Source organism: Mycobacterium gordonae (assembly GCF_017086405.1).
Lineage (GTDB): Bacteria > Actinomycetota > Actinomycetes > Mycobacteriales > Mycobacteriaceae > Mycobacterium > Mycobacterium gordonae_D.
The window spans coordinates 1889378-1905540 of the sequence record NZ_CP070973.1; the positions used below are offsets into that span (position 1 = coordinate 1889378).

Here is a 16163-nt window from a genome sequence, read left to right on the forward strand (position 1 = left end):
ATGGGGGACAACGACACTCGCATCGAGTTGACCGGACTGCGCGGTGTGCCGGAAAGCGCGCTGAGCCAGGCGCTGGTCGCGGCGCTGCCGAGCAACCAAGCACCCGCGCCGTGGGAGTGCCGCTGCTCGGCGTTGCTGTGGTTGGGTCGCGGCGGTCGCGCCGCCGCCTCGGTGCTGCCTCCGGCGCTGGCGGGCAGCCCGGCGCTGGTCACCCTTGGCGCGTTCGTCCGCTACTCCGACACCCCGGTCGGCGCCTACGACGAGGTGCTCGGCATCGTCGGTTCGCGGACCGGTCTGCGGCCGTGGGGCAACGTGGCCTTCATGTCGGTGGATTCGCAGACCAGTCTGGTCGGCGGCCGCACCAACTGGGCGATGCCCAAGACGCTGGCCCGTTTCGACGGGGAATTGGCCGACGGCAACCTCATCACCGGCAGCAGCACCGCCGAGCCGTCCTGGACGGTCAGCGCGAAGCCCCGGATCAAAGGACCTGCCCTGCCGTTGAAGGTCAAGGGCAGTGCGCGCCAGCAGTTCCCCGACGGTGGGGTGGGTGATTCGCTGCTGACGTTCGCCGGCCGGATCCGGCCGGCCCTGGTAACGGTCGGAGTGTCGTCATCGGGTTCGCTGCCGACGTGGCTGCGGCCCGGACTGCATCTGGGTGCGTTCGTCGAAGAGGCGACTTTCACCCTGGGCGAACCGACGTTCCGGCGCTAGGTGGATCCATGGCCGACAGCTTGACCCGCATCCTCGATGCCCACGGTGGGCTGGACTACTGGCGCTCCCTGGCGGCTGTCGAACTCAAGATTTCGGCGTCCGGCTTCCTCTTCAAGGCTAAACATGTTCCCCGCCAACGCCACGTCCAACTGACCATCAGCACCCGCAGGCCGGAGGTCGTGCTGCACGACTACCCCGAGACAGGCAAGCGGGCGGTTCTGCACGGCTCGGACCGCATCGAGATCTGCGATCCGGGCGGCGCCATCATCGAGTCCCGTTCGCGCCCACGAGACTCATTCGGACTTGGCCGGCGCACAATTTATTGGGACGCAATGGATTTCGCGTACTTCTCGGGATACGCCATGTGGAATTACATCAATCTGCCGTTCCTGATCACCGAACCGGGTTTTATCGTGGAGGAGTCACCGGCCGCGGACGGCACGACCCGGCTGACGGTTGGCTTCCCGCCCGGATTGCCCACTCACTGCCCGACCCAGGTGTTGTACTTCGACGCCGCGGGGAGGCTGAACCGGCATGACTACACCGCGCAGGTCGTCGGCTCCTGGGCCAGCGCGGTCCACCTCTGCGCGAACTATCAGCAGTTCGGCCGGTTGTGGCTGCCTACTCGCCGACGGGTATATCCGAAGGGCCCGCTCAACCGCCCGCTGCCGGCACCCACGTTGGTCGCGATCGACATCCACGATGCCCGGCCGCAGCTGCACGGGGGCACCTGAGTCGAGTCGGCTGCCGAGTGGGGTGGGTGCTATTCCAGCTCGCCGTATTCGTCGAACCAGTGCGCGAGCTTGCCGCGCCGGCTGACGGCCCGGAGTCTGGCCTCCGCCGCGGCGCGGGTCTTGCTGGTGGTGATGATCAGTAGCTCGTCGCCGCTCTCGATGCGGGTGTCGGGCTCGGGGACGAAGGTGTGGCCGTCCCGGATGATCAGCGTGATGACGGCCGGGTCGGGCAGGCGCAGTTCCAAGATCGTGACGTTGTGCAGCCGCGACGGCCGCTGCACCGTCATGGTCAGCAACTCGGCGTCGAGCATGTCCAGCGGAGCGGCCTCCACCTGAATCTCGCGCGTCGCCTCGCGGGAGATCAGCCCCAGCATCCGGGCGATCGGCCGCAGACTGGGGCCCTGGATCAAGGTGAAAACCACGACCAGCACGAACACGATGTTGAGCAGCCGAGAACTGTCCGGGACGCCTGCGACGATCGGGAAGGTCGCCAGCACGATGGGAACCGCGCCGCGCAGGCCCGCCCACGACAGGAACGCCTGGTCGCGCCAGGGCACCCGAAACCAGATCAGCGTTCCCACCACCGACAGCGGCCGCGCGACCAACAGCAGGACCAGCCCGATGATGATTGCCGGGATCACGTCGACCGCCAGCTCGCTCGGGTCGACCAGCAGCCCCAGCAACACGAACAGGCCGATCTGTGCCAACCAGCCCACCCCTTCGGCGAAGGAGCGGGTCGCCGAACGGTGCGGCAGCCCCGAGTTCGCCAGCACCACCGCGGCCAGGTACGCGGCAATGAATCCGCTGGTGTGGGCGTCCCCGGCGGCGGCGAACGCGACCAGGCCGAGCCCGAACGTCGCAATCGGATACAGCCCGGACGCCGGCAGCGCGATGCGCCGCAGCCCGAACGCCCCGAGATAACCGATCACCAGTCCGATCGCGGAACCGCCGACCAGTTCATAGACCAGGTCGGTGATGGCGCCCTGCGGTTTGAACACGAACGGCACCACGCTGAACATCAGCACCAGGATCACGCCGGGCGCGTCGTTGAAGCCGGATTCGGCCTCCAGTAATCCCGCAAGTCGGCGCGGCAGCGGCAGGACTCGCAACACCGAGAACACCGCCGCGGCGTCGGTGGAGGCGATGATGGCCCCGAGCAGTAGGGCCAGTTGCCAGTCCGAGCCCAGCAACAGATGTGCTCCCACCGCGGTGATCACCGTGCTGATGACCACGCCGACGGTCCCCAGCGTGACCGCGGGCGCCAGTACCTTGCGAATGTCGCTGAACCGCGTGGTCAGGCCGCCTTCGACGAGGATGACAGCCAGTGCCGCGGTGCCGACATTGCGGGCCAGGATCACGTCATCGAACTGCAGACCCAACCCGTCCTCGCCGATCGCGACACCGACCAGCAAAAACAACAGCAGACTGGGGAAACCGACGACCGTGGCCACGCGGGTGCCCACGATGCTCGCCAGCAGCACGAGGCCGCCGATCGACACGGTCAGGTACAGCTGTTCCAGGGTCATTTGGTTTGTCAGTAAATCAGTCCGCACCCGACGGCCGCGCGTTGCACAGCGGGAAGTGCCGGGTGTCATGGCATACGCAAAGATGGTCAGGTGGCCAAGCGGAAATTGAGGATCGGGATTGCCGGCGCCGGCAATGTCGGCCGCTCGGTCGCGCAGGAATTGCTCGACGCCGGACACAAGGTCCTGCTGATCGAACGGCAACGACGCAACTTCGAGCCGCACAAGGTGCCGGACGCGGATTGGTTGAACGCCGACGCCTGCGAGATGTCGGCGTTGCAGGAAGCCGGGGCCCAGACGTGCGACGTCGTGATCGCCGCGACCGGAGACGACAAGGCCAATCTGGTGGTGGGGCTGCTGGCCAAGTCCGAGTTCGGCGTGCCCAGGGTGGTGGCCCGGATCAACGACGTCCGCAACGAGTGGCTGTTCGGCCAGGCGTGGGGGATCGACGTGTCGGTCTCGACGCCGGGTGCGATGGTAGCCGGCATCGAGGGCGCCATCGACGTAGGTCACCTGGTACGGCTGATGGGACTTCGCGAAGGTCGCATGGCATTGACGAAACTCACTCTGCCTGAAGACAATCCGTTGGTCGGACAGTCTGTCGGTGCGCTCGGATTGCCGGCGAACACCGCGCTGGTCAGCGTGGTCCGCGGCGACACCGTCTTGGTCCCGCAAGCCGACGATGTGCTGGAAGCGCGCGACGAAGTGCTCTTCGTCGCCGACAATGCCCGGGAGGGTGCTCTCAGAGCAGCCATCAACAGGCTCCGGATATCGGGGACGGTGCCGCGCTCGCGGGCGTGAAGTCAGGACCAGAGCGGCGCCAGCGCGTCGGCGATGGCAGCAGGGTCCTGATCGTCGGTGTTGCAGCTGACGGCCAGGGACTTGTGGCGGTCCTTGCTGATGTGAAACGCGGTGACGAATCCAGCCCAGCGACCATCGTGATCGAGCATGCCGTTGGCGCGCAGGTAAATCCCGGCCCCGTAGCGGTCGCCACTGCCGGACTCGATCGGCATCGCCCCGGCCAACTGCTCCTCGAGCAGTTTCGAGCCGCCCACCTTGCCGGTTCGGTAGTTGTCCGCCCACCGCACCAGCTGGGATGGACTGGTCATGACGCCGCCGTCGCCGATCTGTTCCCAGGGTGAGTCGGGCACCGCTTCGCCGTGTTCGTAGGGCGTCGCCCGATCGCGGGCGTTGCCGGCCAGATCCAATGACATGGCCAGATCCAGCGGTTGGAAGATGTTCGCACTGAGGAACTGTGGCAGCGGCTGTCCGGATACTCGCTGGACGACCTCGCCGAGCAGCATGTAATTGGAGTTGGAGTAATCGAAGCGGGAGCCGGGCTCGAACTCCAATGCCGGCACGGTCGTCAGCACCTGCACGGCCTGCGCTTGGGTGGTGCGGTCGCTCAGCCCGTAGCCCTGCGCGTGGAGCAAATCGACGTAGTCGGGTATCCCGCTGGCCTGGTGCATCAGTTGCGCGATGCTGACGGTTGAAGCCCACGGCGGCAACTCGTGCACGTGAGCAGACAGCGGGTCGTCGAGCGACAGCTTGCCCGCGTCGGCCAGCAGCAGGGTCGCAGTGGCGGTGAATTGCTTAGAAACTGAGGCGATGTCGAACCTGGTGTCCGGAGTGATCTTGCTGCCGTTGGTCAAATTGGCCATGCCCCGAACGCCGGTCCACACCACGTTGCCGTCGATACCCACCGCTGCCGAGCAGCCCGGCTGGTCGGCCTTGATGCGGCTGTCGAGCACCTCCTGACTGCGCGCGTCGACAGCCGATCGGGGCGTCGTGGACTCCGGACCCGTCGCGGGTCCTGCGGCGCCCCGACTGTCGTCCGCGTCGTCGCAGGCGCTGAGCAACAGCGCAAGCACGACGACGATTCGACTCATATATTCTGTAGCACAACGAATTTCGTGCTTCACCGGCGGAGATTAACACTTCCGGCTCGGTTTCGTGGCAGAACGGGCGCCAAAGTGCGGGGCGGTCTTGACTACCCCGGCAATCGGTCATACGTTGCCGCACATGTCGGTTGCGCTGCTTCGTGAAATGTTCGAGCGGATGGTGGTCGCCAAGAACGGCGACCTGATCGAGCACTACTATCATCCGCAATTCGTGATGTCCTCTGATGGGTTGACGCAGGGTTTCGCCGAATTCCGCGACAGTCACCGCAAGCTGTATGCCACGTCCATCGCATACTCGGTCGAGTACGACGAGCAGGCCTGGGTCGAAGCTGCGGACCGGATCGCCGGCCGGGTGTGGATCACCACGTCACGGCCCGGCGAGGCTCCGACCCGAATCGAGGTGGTGCTGATCGCCACCTACCGCGACGGGCGGATTCACCGGATCTGGGAGACCACCTGGCCCAGTTGGCGCAAGGTCGATGCGCTGGAAAGCTATTGAGCAGCAACCGCCTTCAGGGTTTCGGCAGGCGCCGCATCAGTTCGGCGGCCGCGTGTCGCCCGCTGAGCAGGGCGCCGTGGACGGTGGCGGGGTTGTCGGCTCCCACGGCCTCACCGGCCAGGTACAGCCGGTCGCCGATCGGTTCCTGGAGTCGGCGGCGGTCGTCGGGACCGGAACCCGGTGCGTGGAAAGAATAGGAACCCAGCGCGTAGGGGTCGGTGGTCCAACCCGACGAGCACACCTCGACGACGTCGCCGCCGAACAGTTGCCGGGCGATGGGCGATGCGCCGGCCACCAACTCGGCGGGGGACGTGGACTCCACGCCGCGGCCTCGCGACCCGGGGTTGAAGGCCAGCACAATCGGGCCGGCGACGGCCGGCAGGGTGAACCATTGGGCCCACAGACCTTTCTCGGCGCCCAGATACTCATAGAAAGCGTTCTCAGAGTCCCAGGTCCGCTGCTGAAAGCGGAAGTAGCTCTTGGCCAGCACGCCGAACCCGAGCGCATTGACCGCGTGCGTATGTCCTTCGGGCAGTGGTGGATCGAAGGTGATGCTTGCCGCCTTCAGCACGCCGAGCGGCACCGTGACGATCGCCGCGGGCCCTTCGAAGGTTCGATCACCGGCTCGGACTGTTATCGAATTCGGTTTCCGGACAATGGAATTGACGGCTGCATTCAGTACGATCTGGAGTCCGTCGGACAGCAGCCGCGGAATCGCGTCGTACCCGCTGGTGATCACCGACTGCGGCCCGGAGGTGAACGTGCCCAGATCGAACGTCGTGGCCGATAGCTGGCCGGCGTCGGCGGCGTACTCGTCCTCGATTTCGGTGGTGACGTAGAAGTCCAGCTCCGCGCGCTCCCGGGCGGTGAGCTCCTCGCGGTCGGCCTGGGCGGTGATGGCAGCGCCCAGCGTTCCGCTGGTCACCTCGTCGCGGGCGTCGGACACCAGCCGGCGCCAGGTCTTGGGCTCGAACGTCAGGGGCCGCAGCCGGGGGTCGATCACCAGCTTCGTCGAGTCGTCGTAGTCGGTGGTCGCGACATCGGCGTGGACCTGCTGCGCCAACTCCACCAACGGGTTGTTGGTGGTCCCGTGGATCCAGGACGCGCCCATCTCCAGCGGCGCGCCCCAATCGCGGGTGGTGTGCACCCGCCCGCCGATCCGGTTGCGGGCCTCGATCACCCGCACCGGCCAGCCCGCGTCTGCGAGGCTGCGCGCGGCGGCCAAACCGGCCATGCCCGCGCCGATCACCAGCACCGATTTCGTGTCCGGCGGCACGGTCGAAGTGGTGGGTGTGCTGGGCGCCTGGGCCGGCCGGGTAGGCCCCGCGCAGGCACCAGCCAGCAGGGCGGTGGTCGCCAAAAATCCACGGCGGGATAACTGTGGCACGGTTTCGCCGTTATCTGATCGTGTTCTGGTTTGTGACGGACCGCACATTACGGTCAGGTAAAGTCGCCGGCAACCGGATGGCGGCAACGGAGCCGCGACCAAGGTGGGAGCGGCATGAATGCTGACAAGAGTCCTCGGATGACTACCCGTGAAAAACCGGTTCGGCAGTTGCCTGCCGACTTGCCGCCAAGTCGCACCGTCAAGGTCCGCGCGGCCGACGGCACCGCACTGCATGCGGAGGTGTTCGGCCCGGCCGACGGTTACCCGATCGTCCTGACCCACGGCTTCGTCTGCGCGATCCGGGCGTGGTCGCATCAGATCGCCGACCTGGCCACCGATTATCGCGTGATCGCCTTCGACCACCGCGGCCACGGCCGCAGCGCTGTCCCCCGCCGCGGTGGCTACAGCCTCAAACACCTCGCTTCCGACCTGGATTGCGTGCTGGACGCGACGCTGGCCCCGCACGAACGCGCGCTGATCGCCGGGCATTCGATGGGCGGCATGACCATCCAGGCATGGTCGGAGCGCTACCGTCACAAGGTCCGTCGCCGCGCTGACGCGGTCGCGCTGATCAACACGGCCAGTGGCGACCTGCTGAGCAAGATCAAGTTGTTGTCGGTGCCGCGTGGCTTGTCGCCGGCCCGGGTGGTGGCCGGGCGAACCCTGATCAGCGCGGTCGGCGGACTGCCCTTACCGGGAGCCGTCCGGATTCCGAGCCGGTATCTCGTGTCGATGATGGCGGTCGGCGTCGGCGCCGACCCGGCGGTCGTCGAGTTGGTCTACGAACTGTTCGCGCAGACCTCGCCGATGGGCCGCGGCGGCTGCGCGCGGATGCTCATCGAGGAGATCGGCTCGCGGCACCTCAACCTGGAGGGCCTGACAGTGCCGACGCTGGTCATCGGCAGCGAGCAGGACCGGTTGACGCCGATCAGCCAGGCCCGCAAGCTGGCGCGCACCGTACCCAACGTCGTCGACCTGGTCGAACTGCCCGGCGGGCACTGCTCAATGCTGGAACAGCCCGACGCGGTGAACCGGCAGTTGCGCGGACTGGCCGAAGCGGCGATCGGCCGTCAGGCCCGCGTCACGCTGATCAGCTCATAGCAGCGCGGCGACCTCGGCGGCGGCCCGCTGGCCGGACCTGACCGCGCCGTCGAAATATCCGGTCCATTCGTCTGCGGTCTCGGTGCCTGCCCAGTGAATCGGGCCGACCGGCCTGCGCAGCACCTTGCCGTACTTGGTCCATGATCCCGGCGGCACCGCTGCCGTGGGGCCTCCTGGCGCGAACTCCTCTGTGCCCCAACGAAAATCCGTGTAGTCAAGTGGATTGAGAGCTTCCTCGCCGTACAGCGAGGCGAAGCAGCGCAGTGCGTCGCGGCGACGCTGCTCAGCGGGCAGCGAGTCGAAGGCGCGGGGGTCGACGAAGCCCAGCAGCACACCCGGGCCGTCCGCGTTCGGGCTGACATCGAACGTGATGAACACCGGGCCGTTGTCCAGCAGTGCCTGCCCGGAGAATCCCTTGGCCCGCCAGAACGGCGTCTCGTAGGCGGCGTAGGCCTTGGTCAGCCGGCCTTGCGGCCAATGCCGGGTGAGTTCGGTGTACTCGGGCGGCAGCGGGGGATCGAACTCGATGCCGGCGCGGTGGGCCGGCGGAATCGCGACGATGACGAACCCGGCCTCGGCCTGACCCTGATCGGAGGTGACCGTCACCCCGGACCCGTGCCGGTCGATGCGACGCACGCACGCGTCCAGCACGACGCGGTCGCCGAGTTCGGCCGCCGCCCGATCGGCGATCTGCTGCGTGCCGCCTGGGATCAGGTCCTGCTGCGCGCCGTTCTCGGTGTCCAGCAGCCGGTCGAGGCCACCGGCCGCGCGCACATAGCGGGCGGCGTGCAGCATCGAGACGTCCTCGGGTTCACAACCCCACGTCACCCGGGTCATGATCGCCATCAGATCCCGGGACGACGCGGTGGCGCGCACCATCCCCAGCCACTGGCCGAGCGAGACGCCGTCGAGCTGGCGCGCGCGCTTGGCATGCCATGGCGCCGCTATCGGAACGGTGCGCGAGATCCGCTCGAACTGCCACTGCAGCCGTCCGATGTCGAGTAGTCCGACCAGCGACAGCCGGGGGATCGTGCCGCTGTAGGCACGCGCCGCGCCGCGCCAGTGGATCACGTTCTTGCCGTCGTGGTAGGTCGGGACGGTGGGCAGCCCGAGCTCGCTGATCAGCGTGAGCACGGCGTCCTGGGTTGGCCCCACGAAGGAGCCTCCCCGGTCGATCGGCAGGCCGGCGACGCTGCCGCTGAAGGTGCGGCCGCCGACCCGGTCTCGGCCTTCTAGTACCAGCACCTCGTGGCCCTGTTGCGTCAGGTCCCGAGCTGCGGCGAGTCCGGCGAGGCCGGCCCCCACGACAACAACGTCGACATTCCACTGTGGGTTCGGCACGTGCTCCAGTGAACAGCATCGGCCGCCGGTTCCGTAGGGTGACTTCCGTGCCGGCTCTCATGGTAGGCGTGCGATGAAGGTCTTCACCGCTTTATACGGACTGGCTGACGCGGGCGCGCGGGCGCGCGAGCTGCGCGACGCCGGCGCCAGCGGCGTGGCCACCTTCGAAGGCCCGCACGACGTGTTCGCGCCGTTGACCCTGGCGGCCACGGTGGGTGGCCTAGACCTGCTGACAAATGTCGCGATCGCGTTCCCGCGCAATCCGATTCATCTGGCGCACCAGGCCAACGACCACCAGCTGCTCAGCGGTGGACGCTTCCACCTGGGCCTGGGCACCCAGATTCGTCCGCAGATCGAGAAGCGGTTCGGCGCCCAGTTCGACCGCCCGGTGCAGCGGATGACGGAGCTGATCGCGGCGCTGCGCGCGATCTTCGAAGCCTGGAATAGCGGCGGGCGCCTGGACTTTCGCGGCGATTTTTACCGGCACACGCTGATGACCCCGACCTTCAATCCCGGCCCGAACCCGTATGGTCCGCCGCCGATCTACGTGGGAGCGCTGGGACCGCGGCTGACCCGGGCCACCGCCGAACACGCCGACGGTTTGCTCGTCATGCCGTTCGGGTCGAGGCGTTTCCTGCATGACAGCACCATGCCCGCGGTGCGGGAAGGCCTACAGGCCAGTGGGCGTCGGCCCGAGGATTTCCGGATCATTCCGGAAGTCATCGTCTCGGCCGGCGATCACGAGGCAACGCGGCGGCTGCTGTCGTTCTACGGGTCCACTCCGGCCTACCGGCCGGTGCTGGCCGCGCACGGCTGGGAGGACCTGCAGCCCGAGCTCAACGCGATGTCCAAACAGGGCCGGTGGCAGGAGATGGGCTCGCTGATCACCGACGAGATCATGCACACCATCGCGGCGTGCGGCACGCCGGCGGAGATCGCCGCGCATATCCGCGATCGTGTCGACGGCGTCTCGGACACGGTGTTCCTGTATCAGGCCGCGCCGATCGGGGTGTCCACGCTGGCCGAGATCATCGACGAGTTGCGTTAGGGCGCCACGGTCAACCAGTCGGCGAAGCCGGACGGGTCGTGCCGGCCCAGCGCGCCGTGCTCGTACAGGCCCCAGCCCTCGACCGGATCGCCGTCGCCGTCGCGGCATACCGCGCGCCCGACGTGGTCGATGACGCCGAAGCCAGAGCGGGCGATGATCCCGGGGTCGGTCATGTCGTAGGTCAGCCGCTCGGTGAACTTCTCGCCCTTCCACACCCCGTGCGTCCAGTCCGAGTCGCCGCCGTAGCCGCCGCCGACGTGGATCGGCACCGGCAACTTGGATTCCACGTCGAAGTGGACCAGGGTGCCGTCGGGCGCCGTCGCGTCGATGGTGGCGCCGGTCGGGATCCGGGTGCCCGAGCGGTAGTGGATCTTGACCCGCGGCCAGCCGAGTTGCTCGACCCGGCCGTCGCGCCACACCCGGGTGCAGTCGTTGAGCGAGCGGAACCCGTCGGGCTCCTCCTGGATAATCAGCACGATCGCGAAGTGGTCGAAAGCCATCGGCACGTACAGCCACCACATGCCTTCGAACGGCGGATCCGCGGGCCGGCCGGCCGGTTCCGGCTCGCCGATCGGACGGATGCCCCAGGACCGGTCGCGGCTGCCGAGCCACACGGACGGGTCGACGGTGATGTCCTCGCCGTCGACGGACAGCTGCCCGCTCCAGCTGCCGAGTTGGGCGAACCGCTGGGCGTTCAGCGTGACGCGGTTGCCCGACCGGAGTATGTGTGGCTGCTCCTGGACCACATCGAACAGGCCCTCCCAGGTGAGATCGGCTGCCATACCTTCGGTTTCGTCGAGCACGATGCGCAGTTTGCGCAGCGGTTCGATGACCTCGACTCGGTAGCCGTTGACATGCTGGTTCAGCCGGTCCCCGTCGATGGCGTCCGAAAGGTGCACTGCCGTCTGAGTCTGCCCGCGCCGGACGAGTAGGAAGGCGTCCTTGACTCCGAGGTTGGGATAATAGCCGAGGCCGGTGATGACGAAGATGTCTCCGCTGCGGTCGTGGGCGTTGAAGTAGGAGCGGTCGTAGAAGTTGCGGTCGGACGACCCGGGCCAGGCGATCGGCTGCGGGATCTGGTGAACCGGGTACTCATCGAGCGGCCCAAGCATTAGCTTTCCTCTCCAATAAGACGTTTCATCAACCCGGCGTGGTAGAACAACGTCTCCACGTCCTCGGGTTTGTCCACCTCGCCGAAATGCACTCGCCGCGCACCGGTGCGCATGAACACGCACGCCCACATGACCCCGGAGTACACGTAGAACCAGTTCAGGTCGCTGAGTTCCACCCCGGTGAGCCGTTGATACGTGGCGCGCACGTCGTCTTCGCGCATCACCCCGGGCAGGCCCGGCAACGTCGCCAGCCCCGCTAGCTCTTGAAAGACCTTGTGCGCGAATATCATCCAAGCGACGTCGAGTTCCCGCGGGCCCAGGGTCACCATCTCCCAGTCCAGCACCGCCACTGGTTCGAAGTCTCGATAAAGTACGTTGCCCACCCGGGCGTCGCCCCAGTTCAGAACCGGCTCGCGCGCATCGGCCTCGGTTGGCCAATTGTCCTGCAGCCAGCCGAAGGTGCGCTCCACCAACGGAGATCGGCCGATGTCGGGGACCGCGAAGTCGTACCACGACCTCACCCAGCCGAAGTGCTTGCGCAACGCGGTACCGCCGGCCAAGTCCGCGGTGAGGAAGCCGAATGTGTTCTGCGCGTCCGGGATCGAATGCAGGGTGGCCAGCACCTTGACCGAGGCGTCCTGCAGCTTGCGTTGTTGCTCGGCCGGTGCGTCGGCAAACCAGTTGCCGCCGAAGGTGTACGGCATGACGTCAGGCGGTACCACGCCGTCGACGTAGTCCATCAGGAAGAACGGCGCCCCGAGGACTTCCCCGGTGTTCTCGATCCAGCGCACCCGGGGCACCTGCACGTCGGTCAGCTCACCGACCTGTCGGATCACTTCGAACTGATGGTCCAGGCGATAGGTCGGGAAGACCGGAACGTCCTGGGCGGTGGGTGCGACCCGGGCGACGAGCTTCTGCTCGTGTCCGTCCCACCGCGCGGTCAGGATGATGGTTTCCGACGACATGCCCGTCGAGTCCACCCCGCTTTCCACGGTGACCTCGGGTGTTGCCGACAATTTGGTCGACAACCACCCCGATATCAGGGCCGGGACGGTGGCGGTATCGCGGCTCGAGCGTTGCATGCGGCCCACATCTTCGAGAGCCGGTTCATTGGCCACGGTGCTTCCTTTGCGGAGTAATTACGATACGGTAGGTAGCGTTATGAAAGCAGACCAGTCCACCCTTGACAAGATCCCCGGCGCCGGGCGGCCGCGAGATCCACGCATCGACTCTGCCATCCTGGCGGCGACCGCGGAACTGCTCGTCAGCATCGGATATTCGAATCTCAGTCTGGCCGCGGTCGCCGAGCGGGCCGGAACGACCAAGTCGGCGCTGTATCGAAGGTGGTCCAGCAAGGCCGAGTTGGTGCATGAGGCGGCCTTCCCGGTGGCCCCGACGGCTTTGGTGGCCCCAGCTGGTGATTTCGCCGCCGACATCCGGATGATGATCGAGGCCACCCGCGACGTGTTCACCACCCCGGTGGTGCGCGCGGCGTTGCCCGGACTGGTGGCCGACATGACCGCCGACCCCGAACTGAATGCGCGGGTGATGTCTCGTTTTGCCGGTTTGTTCGCCGAGGTGCGGACACGGCTGCGTGAGGCGATCGACCGCGGGCAGGCGCATCCCGACGTCGACCCAGGTCGCCTCATCGAATTGATCGGAGGCGCCACGATGCTGCGGATGATGCTGTACCCGGACCAGAAGCTGGACGACGCCTGGGTGGAGCAGACCGCGGCCATCGTGGTGCACGGAGTGACCCGTTGACCGCCATCGTCACCGGCGCCAGCCGCGGTCTCGGACGGGCGATCGCGCTGGCGCTGGCTGCCGACGGCGAGGCGGTGGCCGTCGTCGGCCGCACCGAGGCCGTCTGGGACCAACGGCTGCCCGGCACCATCGGCGAAACGGTGTCCGACATCGAGGCTGCCGGCGGACGGGCTGTGGCGGTCCGGGCCGACCTGACCGCGCACGACGACATCGTACGGTTGGTCGACGAAGCCCGAGATGCGTTGGGCCCCATCACGATTCTGATCAACAATGCCGCGTTCACCGCGCCAGGGCGCCCCGGTGGCACGCCACGTACCAAGAAAGCCACGACGGACAAGGCCCGGTACCCCGGTTTCATCAGCGTCCCGTTGGCCGCGTACCGGCGGCACTTCGAGATCGCCGTCTTCGCCGCGTACGAACTGATGCAACTGGTCAGCCCCGACATGATCACCGCCGGCGGCGGTTCGATCGTCAACATCACCTCCGTCGCCTCCCGGCTGGGTGGGGGATTGCCCGGGTACGGGGGCTCCAAGGCGGCGCTGGAACACCTCACCGGCTGCGCGGCGCTCGACCTCGCCGACTACGACATCGCGGTCAACGCACTCGCGCCGTCCAAGCCGATCATGACGCCAGGCCTGTCCTACTATGCGGACGGCTTCGACGACGAGAGCACCGCCGAGGAATTCGCGCAGGCGGCACTGCAACTCGCACGCGTGAGCCCGAGCGTGGTGACCGGCCGCACGATCGGACACCTGCAGGTGCTCGATGGCAGCTTCGCGCCGTTCATGGTGTAGACCGTCAGGCGGCATGGTGGTAAATGAGTCGGATGCCGAGCGCGTCTTCGACCTCACTGATGTCGATGCGTTGGTAGATCGGTGGTGCGGCGGATCGGTAGCGGGCGTCGGTGGGGGTGATGAATTCGGTGGTGTGTACGCCGTTGGCGTCGTGGGTGGTGACGCGCCAGCCGGGTGATTCTTTGGCGTAGTTGCAGCGTTCGCAGAGGCCTTGGCCGTTGGTGGCGGTGGTGGTGCCGCCGTGTGCGACGGGGGTGATGTGGTCGCGGTGGCGGATGGGGGCGTCGCAGTAGGGGGTGCGGCAGGTTTGGTCGCGCAGGTTGATGAACTCGGCCAGCGCGCGGGGGAAGGGTCGGGCGCGTGATTCCATGGCCACCAGTGCGCCGGTGGTGGGGTTGGCGTAGAGGCGGCGCAGGCTGGTCAGCGCGGTGGCATCGGCGTGCGCGGCGGTCAGCCAGCGGCGGGCTACCTCGGCGGGGATGGGGCCGTAGCCCTCGACGGTGGCGGGGTCGTTGTCGTTGCCGAGCAGGGCGCGGTCGGAGATGACGACGTTCAGGGCGATCGAGGCCGCAGTGGTGGCCGGGGTGGCGGTGATGCGCTCGACCAGGGTGTCGGCCATGACCTGGCCGCGGGTGCGGCCATCTGAGGTGGTGTCGGCGGCGCGGCGCAGCGCGGCATAGACCCCGACGCCCTGGGCCAGGGGTAGCAGGGCGTTGACCCGGGTCATGTTGTCCGGAGCCGGGCGGATGGTGACGGTGCGGTCTTCGACGGCGTGGGCGGCGCGATCGACCACGGCTTGTGCGTCAAGGCGGTAGGCGATTTTCTGGGCCGCGGCGGTGATGCGTTTGTCGCCCCACCCCGCGAGCTGGTCTGCCGCGGCGCATAGTTCGCGGTCCAGCTCGCGGCGGTCCTCGAGGTCCAGGCAGGCCGATTCGCGCACGATCAGGGTGGCTCGCCATTCGGTGAGCGCGCCTTGTTCCAGGGCGGCCAGGGTGCAGGGCATCTCGTGCACCAGGGCTTTGGCCAATCCCAGGTGCCGGCCTCCGCGTGCGGGGGAATCGTGGCGGGCCAACGCGACTTCGCTGGCCACCCCCCGGCCCCGTTTGGCAGCGGGTACCCCCGCCGCCGACTCCGCCGCGCGCCGGGCCGCATCCAGCGCGGCCGCCGCGCGGGCCTGCCCTGCGGCCGCAGCGGACTTGACTAGCTCCAACTGTCCGAGGCGCGCGACCAGTTCCGCCTCGGTGGCGGCAGGGTCGACCCGCGAGAACCAATCGAGTTCGAACACATGTTCGATATTATCACACTCGCCGGGCGCGTCGACTCGTCAGAAATGCGCGCGAAAGGGTGGGTCGTTGCCTCATCGGAGATGTGCGCGTACCTCCGATGAATGGGGGTAGACGTTGGCACAGCGCACAGCAATCACCGAGATGACCGCGACCCGTTACCAGGCGGCGAGTAAGCGCGGTAAGGGAGTGATCCCGGATGAGTTGTGTGCCAATACCGGCTGGCATCGCAGTCATGCCCGTAAGGCGCTCAAAGCCGCGCTGGCGCCCACGGTCGTCACCATGCGCAGTGCTCGGCCGGTGAAGTACGGACCCGAGGTCATCGCGGCGCTGACGATCTGCTGGACGGTGCTGGGCAAACGGCTCGCGTCGATGCTTACCGAGCTGGTGGCTGTGTGCGCGTGGGCACAAGCCGAGTTCGCTGATCCGAAGTCAGATCCCGACACGTACCTGGGCCCGATGGGATGACGCTGTGCCCGGCTTCGTCGAGATCGACACGGTCTTCCACGACGGCGGCAACCGGGATGGAGGCCATGCGTTCACGTTGACGGTCACCGACATCGCCACCGGTTGGACCGGAAGCCGCCCGCTACCGGATAGGACGGCCAAACACGTACTGGCCGCCCTCAATCACATCGCCGCCTCGATGCCGTTCCCGATCCCAGCAGAAACTGGTATCCAAAATCCGCACAGGCGCCAAGGTATCCAGGAAACACGACAAGGCCACCACCCCGTTTCACCCGGCGACCGACCACCCGAGCATGACCGTGGACCGTATCGTGGGGCTCACGCGGACCTACTCGCTGATCAATCCAGCCGCCACCCAACGCCAGATTCAGGCGTTGACCAACCGTCTCTTCACCCTGACCACCAGCAAAGCACCAGTGAGCATCCCCGCCCCAGTCACCAAGCGCGCACGCTCACGTGCGGCAACCAACCGTCCGTCGCGCGCATCTTGACATGAG

15 protein-coding genes and 1 pseudogene are annotated in these 16163 nt (G+C 67.3%); 9 read left to right on the forward strand and 7 right to left on the reverse strand.

Translation table 11 applies throughout. The annotated features are described in order from the left end of the window. On the forward strand, positions 1-711 hold the full coding sequence (locus tag JX552_RS08040) for an acetoacetate decarboxylase family protein (RefSeq protein ID WP_205876853.1): 711 nt from the start codon (positions 1-3) through the stop codon (positions 709-711). A gap of 8 nt (positions 712-719) precedes the next feature. Further along, positions 720-1445, forward strand: a complete 726-nt coding sequence (locus tag JX552_RS08045; RefSeq protein WP_205876854.1) for a hypothetical protein — start codon at positions 720-722, stop codon at positions 1443-1445. 29 nt (positions 1446-1474) lie between these two features. Here the strand turns inward: JX552_RS08045 and JX552_RS08050 are convergent, their stop codons facing one another. Continuing rightward, complete coding sequence (locus JX552_RS08050; protein ID WP_205876855.1) at positions 1475-2971, reverse strand: potassium/proton antiporter; 1497 nt, start codon at positions 2969-2971, stop codon at positions 1475-1477. A 105-nt stretch (positions 2972-3076) separates the two neighbouring features. On the opposite strand from JX552_RS08050, the gene JX552_RS08055 reads away from it, so the two are divergent. After that, positions 3077-3769 carry a potassium channel family protein gene (locus tag JX552_RS08055; protein ID WP_205878312.1) on the forward strand — a complete coding sequence of 231 codons (693 nt, stop codon included), beginning with the start codon at positions 3077-3079 and terminating at the stop codon, positions 3767-3769. Between the two features lie 2 nt (positions 3770-3771). On the opposite strand, the gene JX552_RS08060 is transcribed toward JX552_RS08055, so the two are convergent. After that, a complete protein-coding gene (locus JX552_RS08060; RefSeq protein WP_205876856.1) occupies positions 3772-4857 on the reverse strand; it encodes a serine hydrolase domain-containing protein in 1086 nt (361 codons plus the stop codon). A gap of 133 nt (positions 4858-4990) precedes the next feature. On the opposite strand from JX552_RS08060, the gene JX552_RS08065 reads away from it, so the two are divergent. Then, entirely contained in the window at positions 4991-5368 is a 378-nt protein-coding gene (locus JX552_RS08065) for a nuclear transport factor 2 family protein (RefSeq protein WP_205878785.1), read from the forward strand. 13 nt (positions 5369-5381) lie between these two features. Here JX552_RS08065 and JX552_RS08070 read toward each other — a convergent pair whose 3' ends face one another. Next, positions 5382-6755: a flavin monoamine oxidase family protein gene (locus JX552_RS08070; RefSeq protein ID WP_241010961.1), complete on the reverse strand. Its 1374-nt coding sequence runs from the start codon at positions 6753-6755 to the stop codon at positions 5382-5384. Positions 6756-6869: 114 nt separating this feature from the next. On the opposite strand from JX552_RS08070, the gene JX552_RS08075 reads away from it, so the two are divergent. Further along, positions 6870-7856, forward strand: coding sequence for an alpha/beta fold hydrolase (locus JX552_RS08075; RefSeq protein WP_431195933.1), 987 nt, complete (start codon positions 6870-6872; stop codon positions 7854-7856). On the opposite strand, the gene JX552_RS08080 is transcribed toward JX552_RS08075, so the two are convergent. Then, a complete protein-coding gene (locus tag JX552_RS08080; protein WP_205876859.1) occupies positions 7851-9197 on the reverse strand; it encodes a flavin monoamine oxidase family protein in 1347 nt (448 codons plus the stop codon). The genes JX552_RS08075 and JX552_RS08080 overlap by 6 nt on opposite strands. A gap of 73 nt (positions 9198-9270) precedes the next feature. Between JX552_RS08080 and JX552_RS08085 the strand changes: the two genes are divergently transcribed. Continuing rightward, the gene (locus JX552_RS08085; RefSeq protein ID WP_205876860.1) at positions 9271-10245 is read left to right on the forward strand and encodes a TIGR03617 family F420-dependent LLM class oxidoreductase; all 975 of its coding nucleotides are present in this window, start codon (positions 9271-9273) and stop codon (positions 10243-10245) included. Here JX552_RS08085 and JX552_RS08090 read toward each other — a convergent pair. After that, entirely contained in the window at positions 10242-11357 is a 1116-nt protein-coding gene (locus tag JX552_RS08090; RefSeq protein WP_205876861.1) for an Rv3169 family protein, read from the reverse strand. The genes JX552_RS08085 and JX552_RS08090 overlap by 4 nt on opposite strands. Continuing rightward, positions 11357-12475 carry a phosphotransferase family protein gene (locus JX552_RS08095; RefSeq protein WP_205876862.1) on the reverse strand — a complete coding sequence of 373 codons (1119 nt, stop codon included), beginning with the start codon at positions 12473-12475 and terminating at the stop codon, positions 11357-11359. Before JX552_RS08095 ends, JX552_RS08090 begins: the two co-directional genes overlap by 1 nt. A gap of 43 nt (positions 12476-12518) precedes the next feature. On the opposite strand from JX552_RS08095, the gene JX552_RS08100 reads away from it, so the two are divergent. Continuing rightward, a complete protein-coding gene (locus JX552_RS08100; protein ID WP_205876863.1) occupies positions 12519-13121 on the forward strand; it encodes a TetR/AcrR family transcriptional regulator in 603 nt (200 codons plus the stop codon). Next, positions 13118-13915: an SDR family NAD(P)-dependent oxidoreductase gene (locus tag JX552_RS08105; protein WP_205876864.1), complete on the forward strand. Its 798-nt coding sequence runs from the start codon at positions 13118-13120 to the stop codon at positions 13913-13915. Before JX552_RS08100 ends, JX552_RS08105 begins: the two co-directional genes overlap by 4 nt. Before the next feature lie 4 nt (positions 13916-13919). On the opposite strand, the gene JX552_RS08110 is transcribed toward JX552_RS08105, so the two are convergent. Then, positions 13920-15200 carry an HNH endonuclease gene (locus JX552_RS08110; RefSeq protein WP_205876865.1) on the reverse strand — a complete coding sequence of 427 codons (1281 nt, stop codon included), beginning with the start codon at positions 15198-15200 and terminating at the stop codon, positions 13920-13922. 142 nt (positions 15201-15342) lie between these two features. Here JX552_RS08110 and JX552_RS34030 point away from each other — a divergent pair. Beyond that, positions 15343-16157 (forward strand): annotated as a pseudogene (locus JX552_RS34030) (hypothetical protein). Positions 16158-16163: the final 6 nt, after the last annotated feature.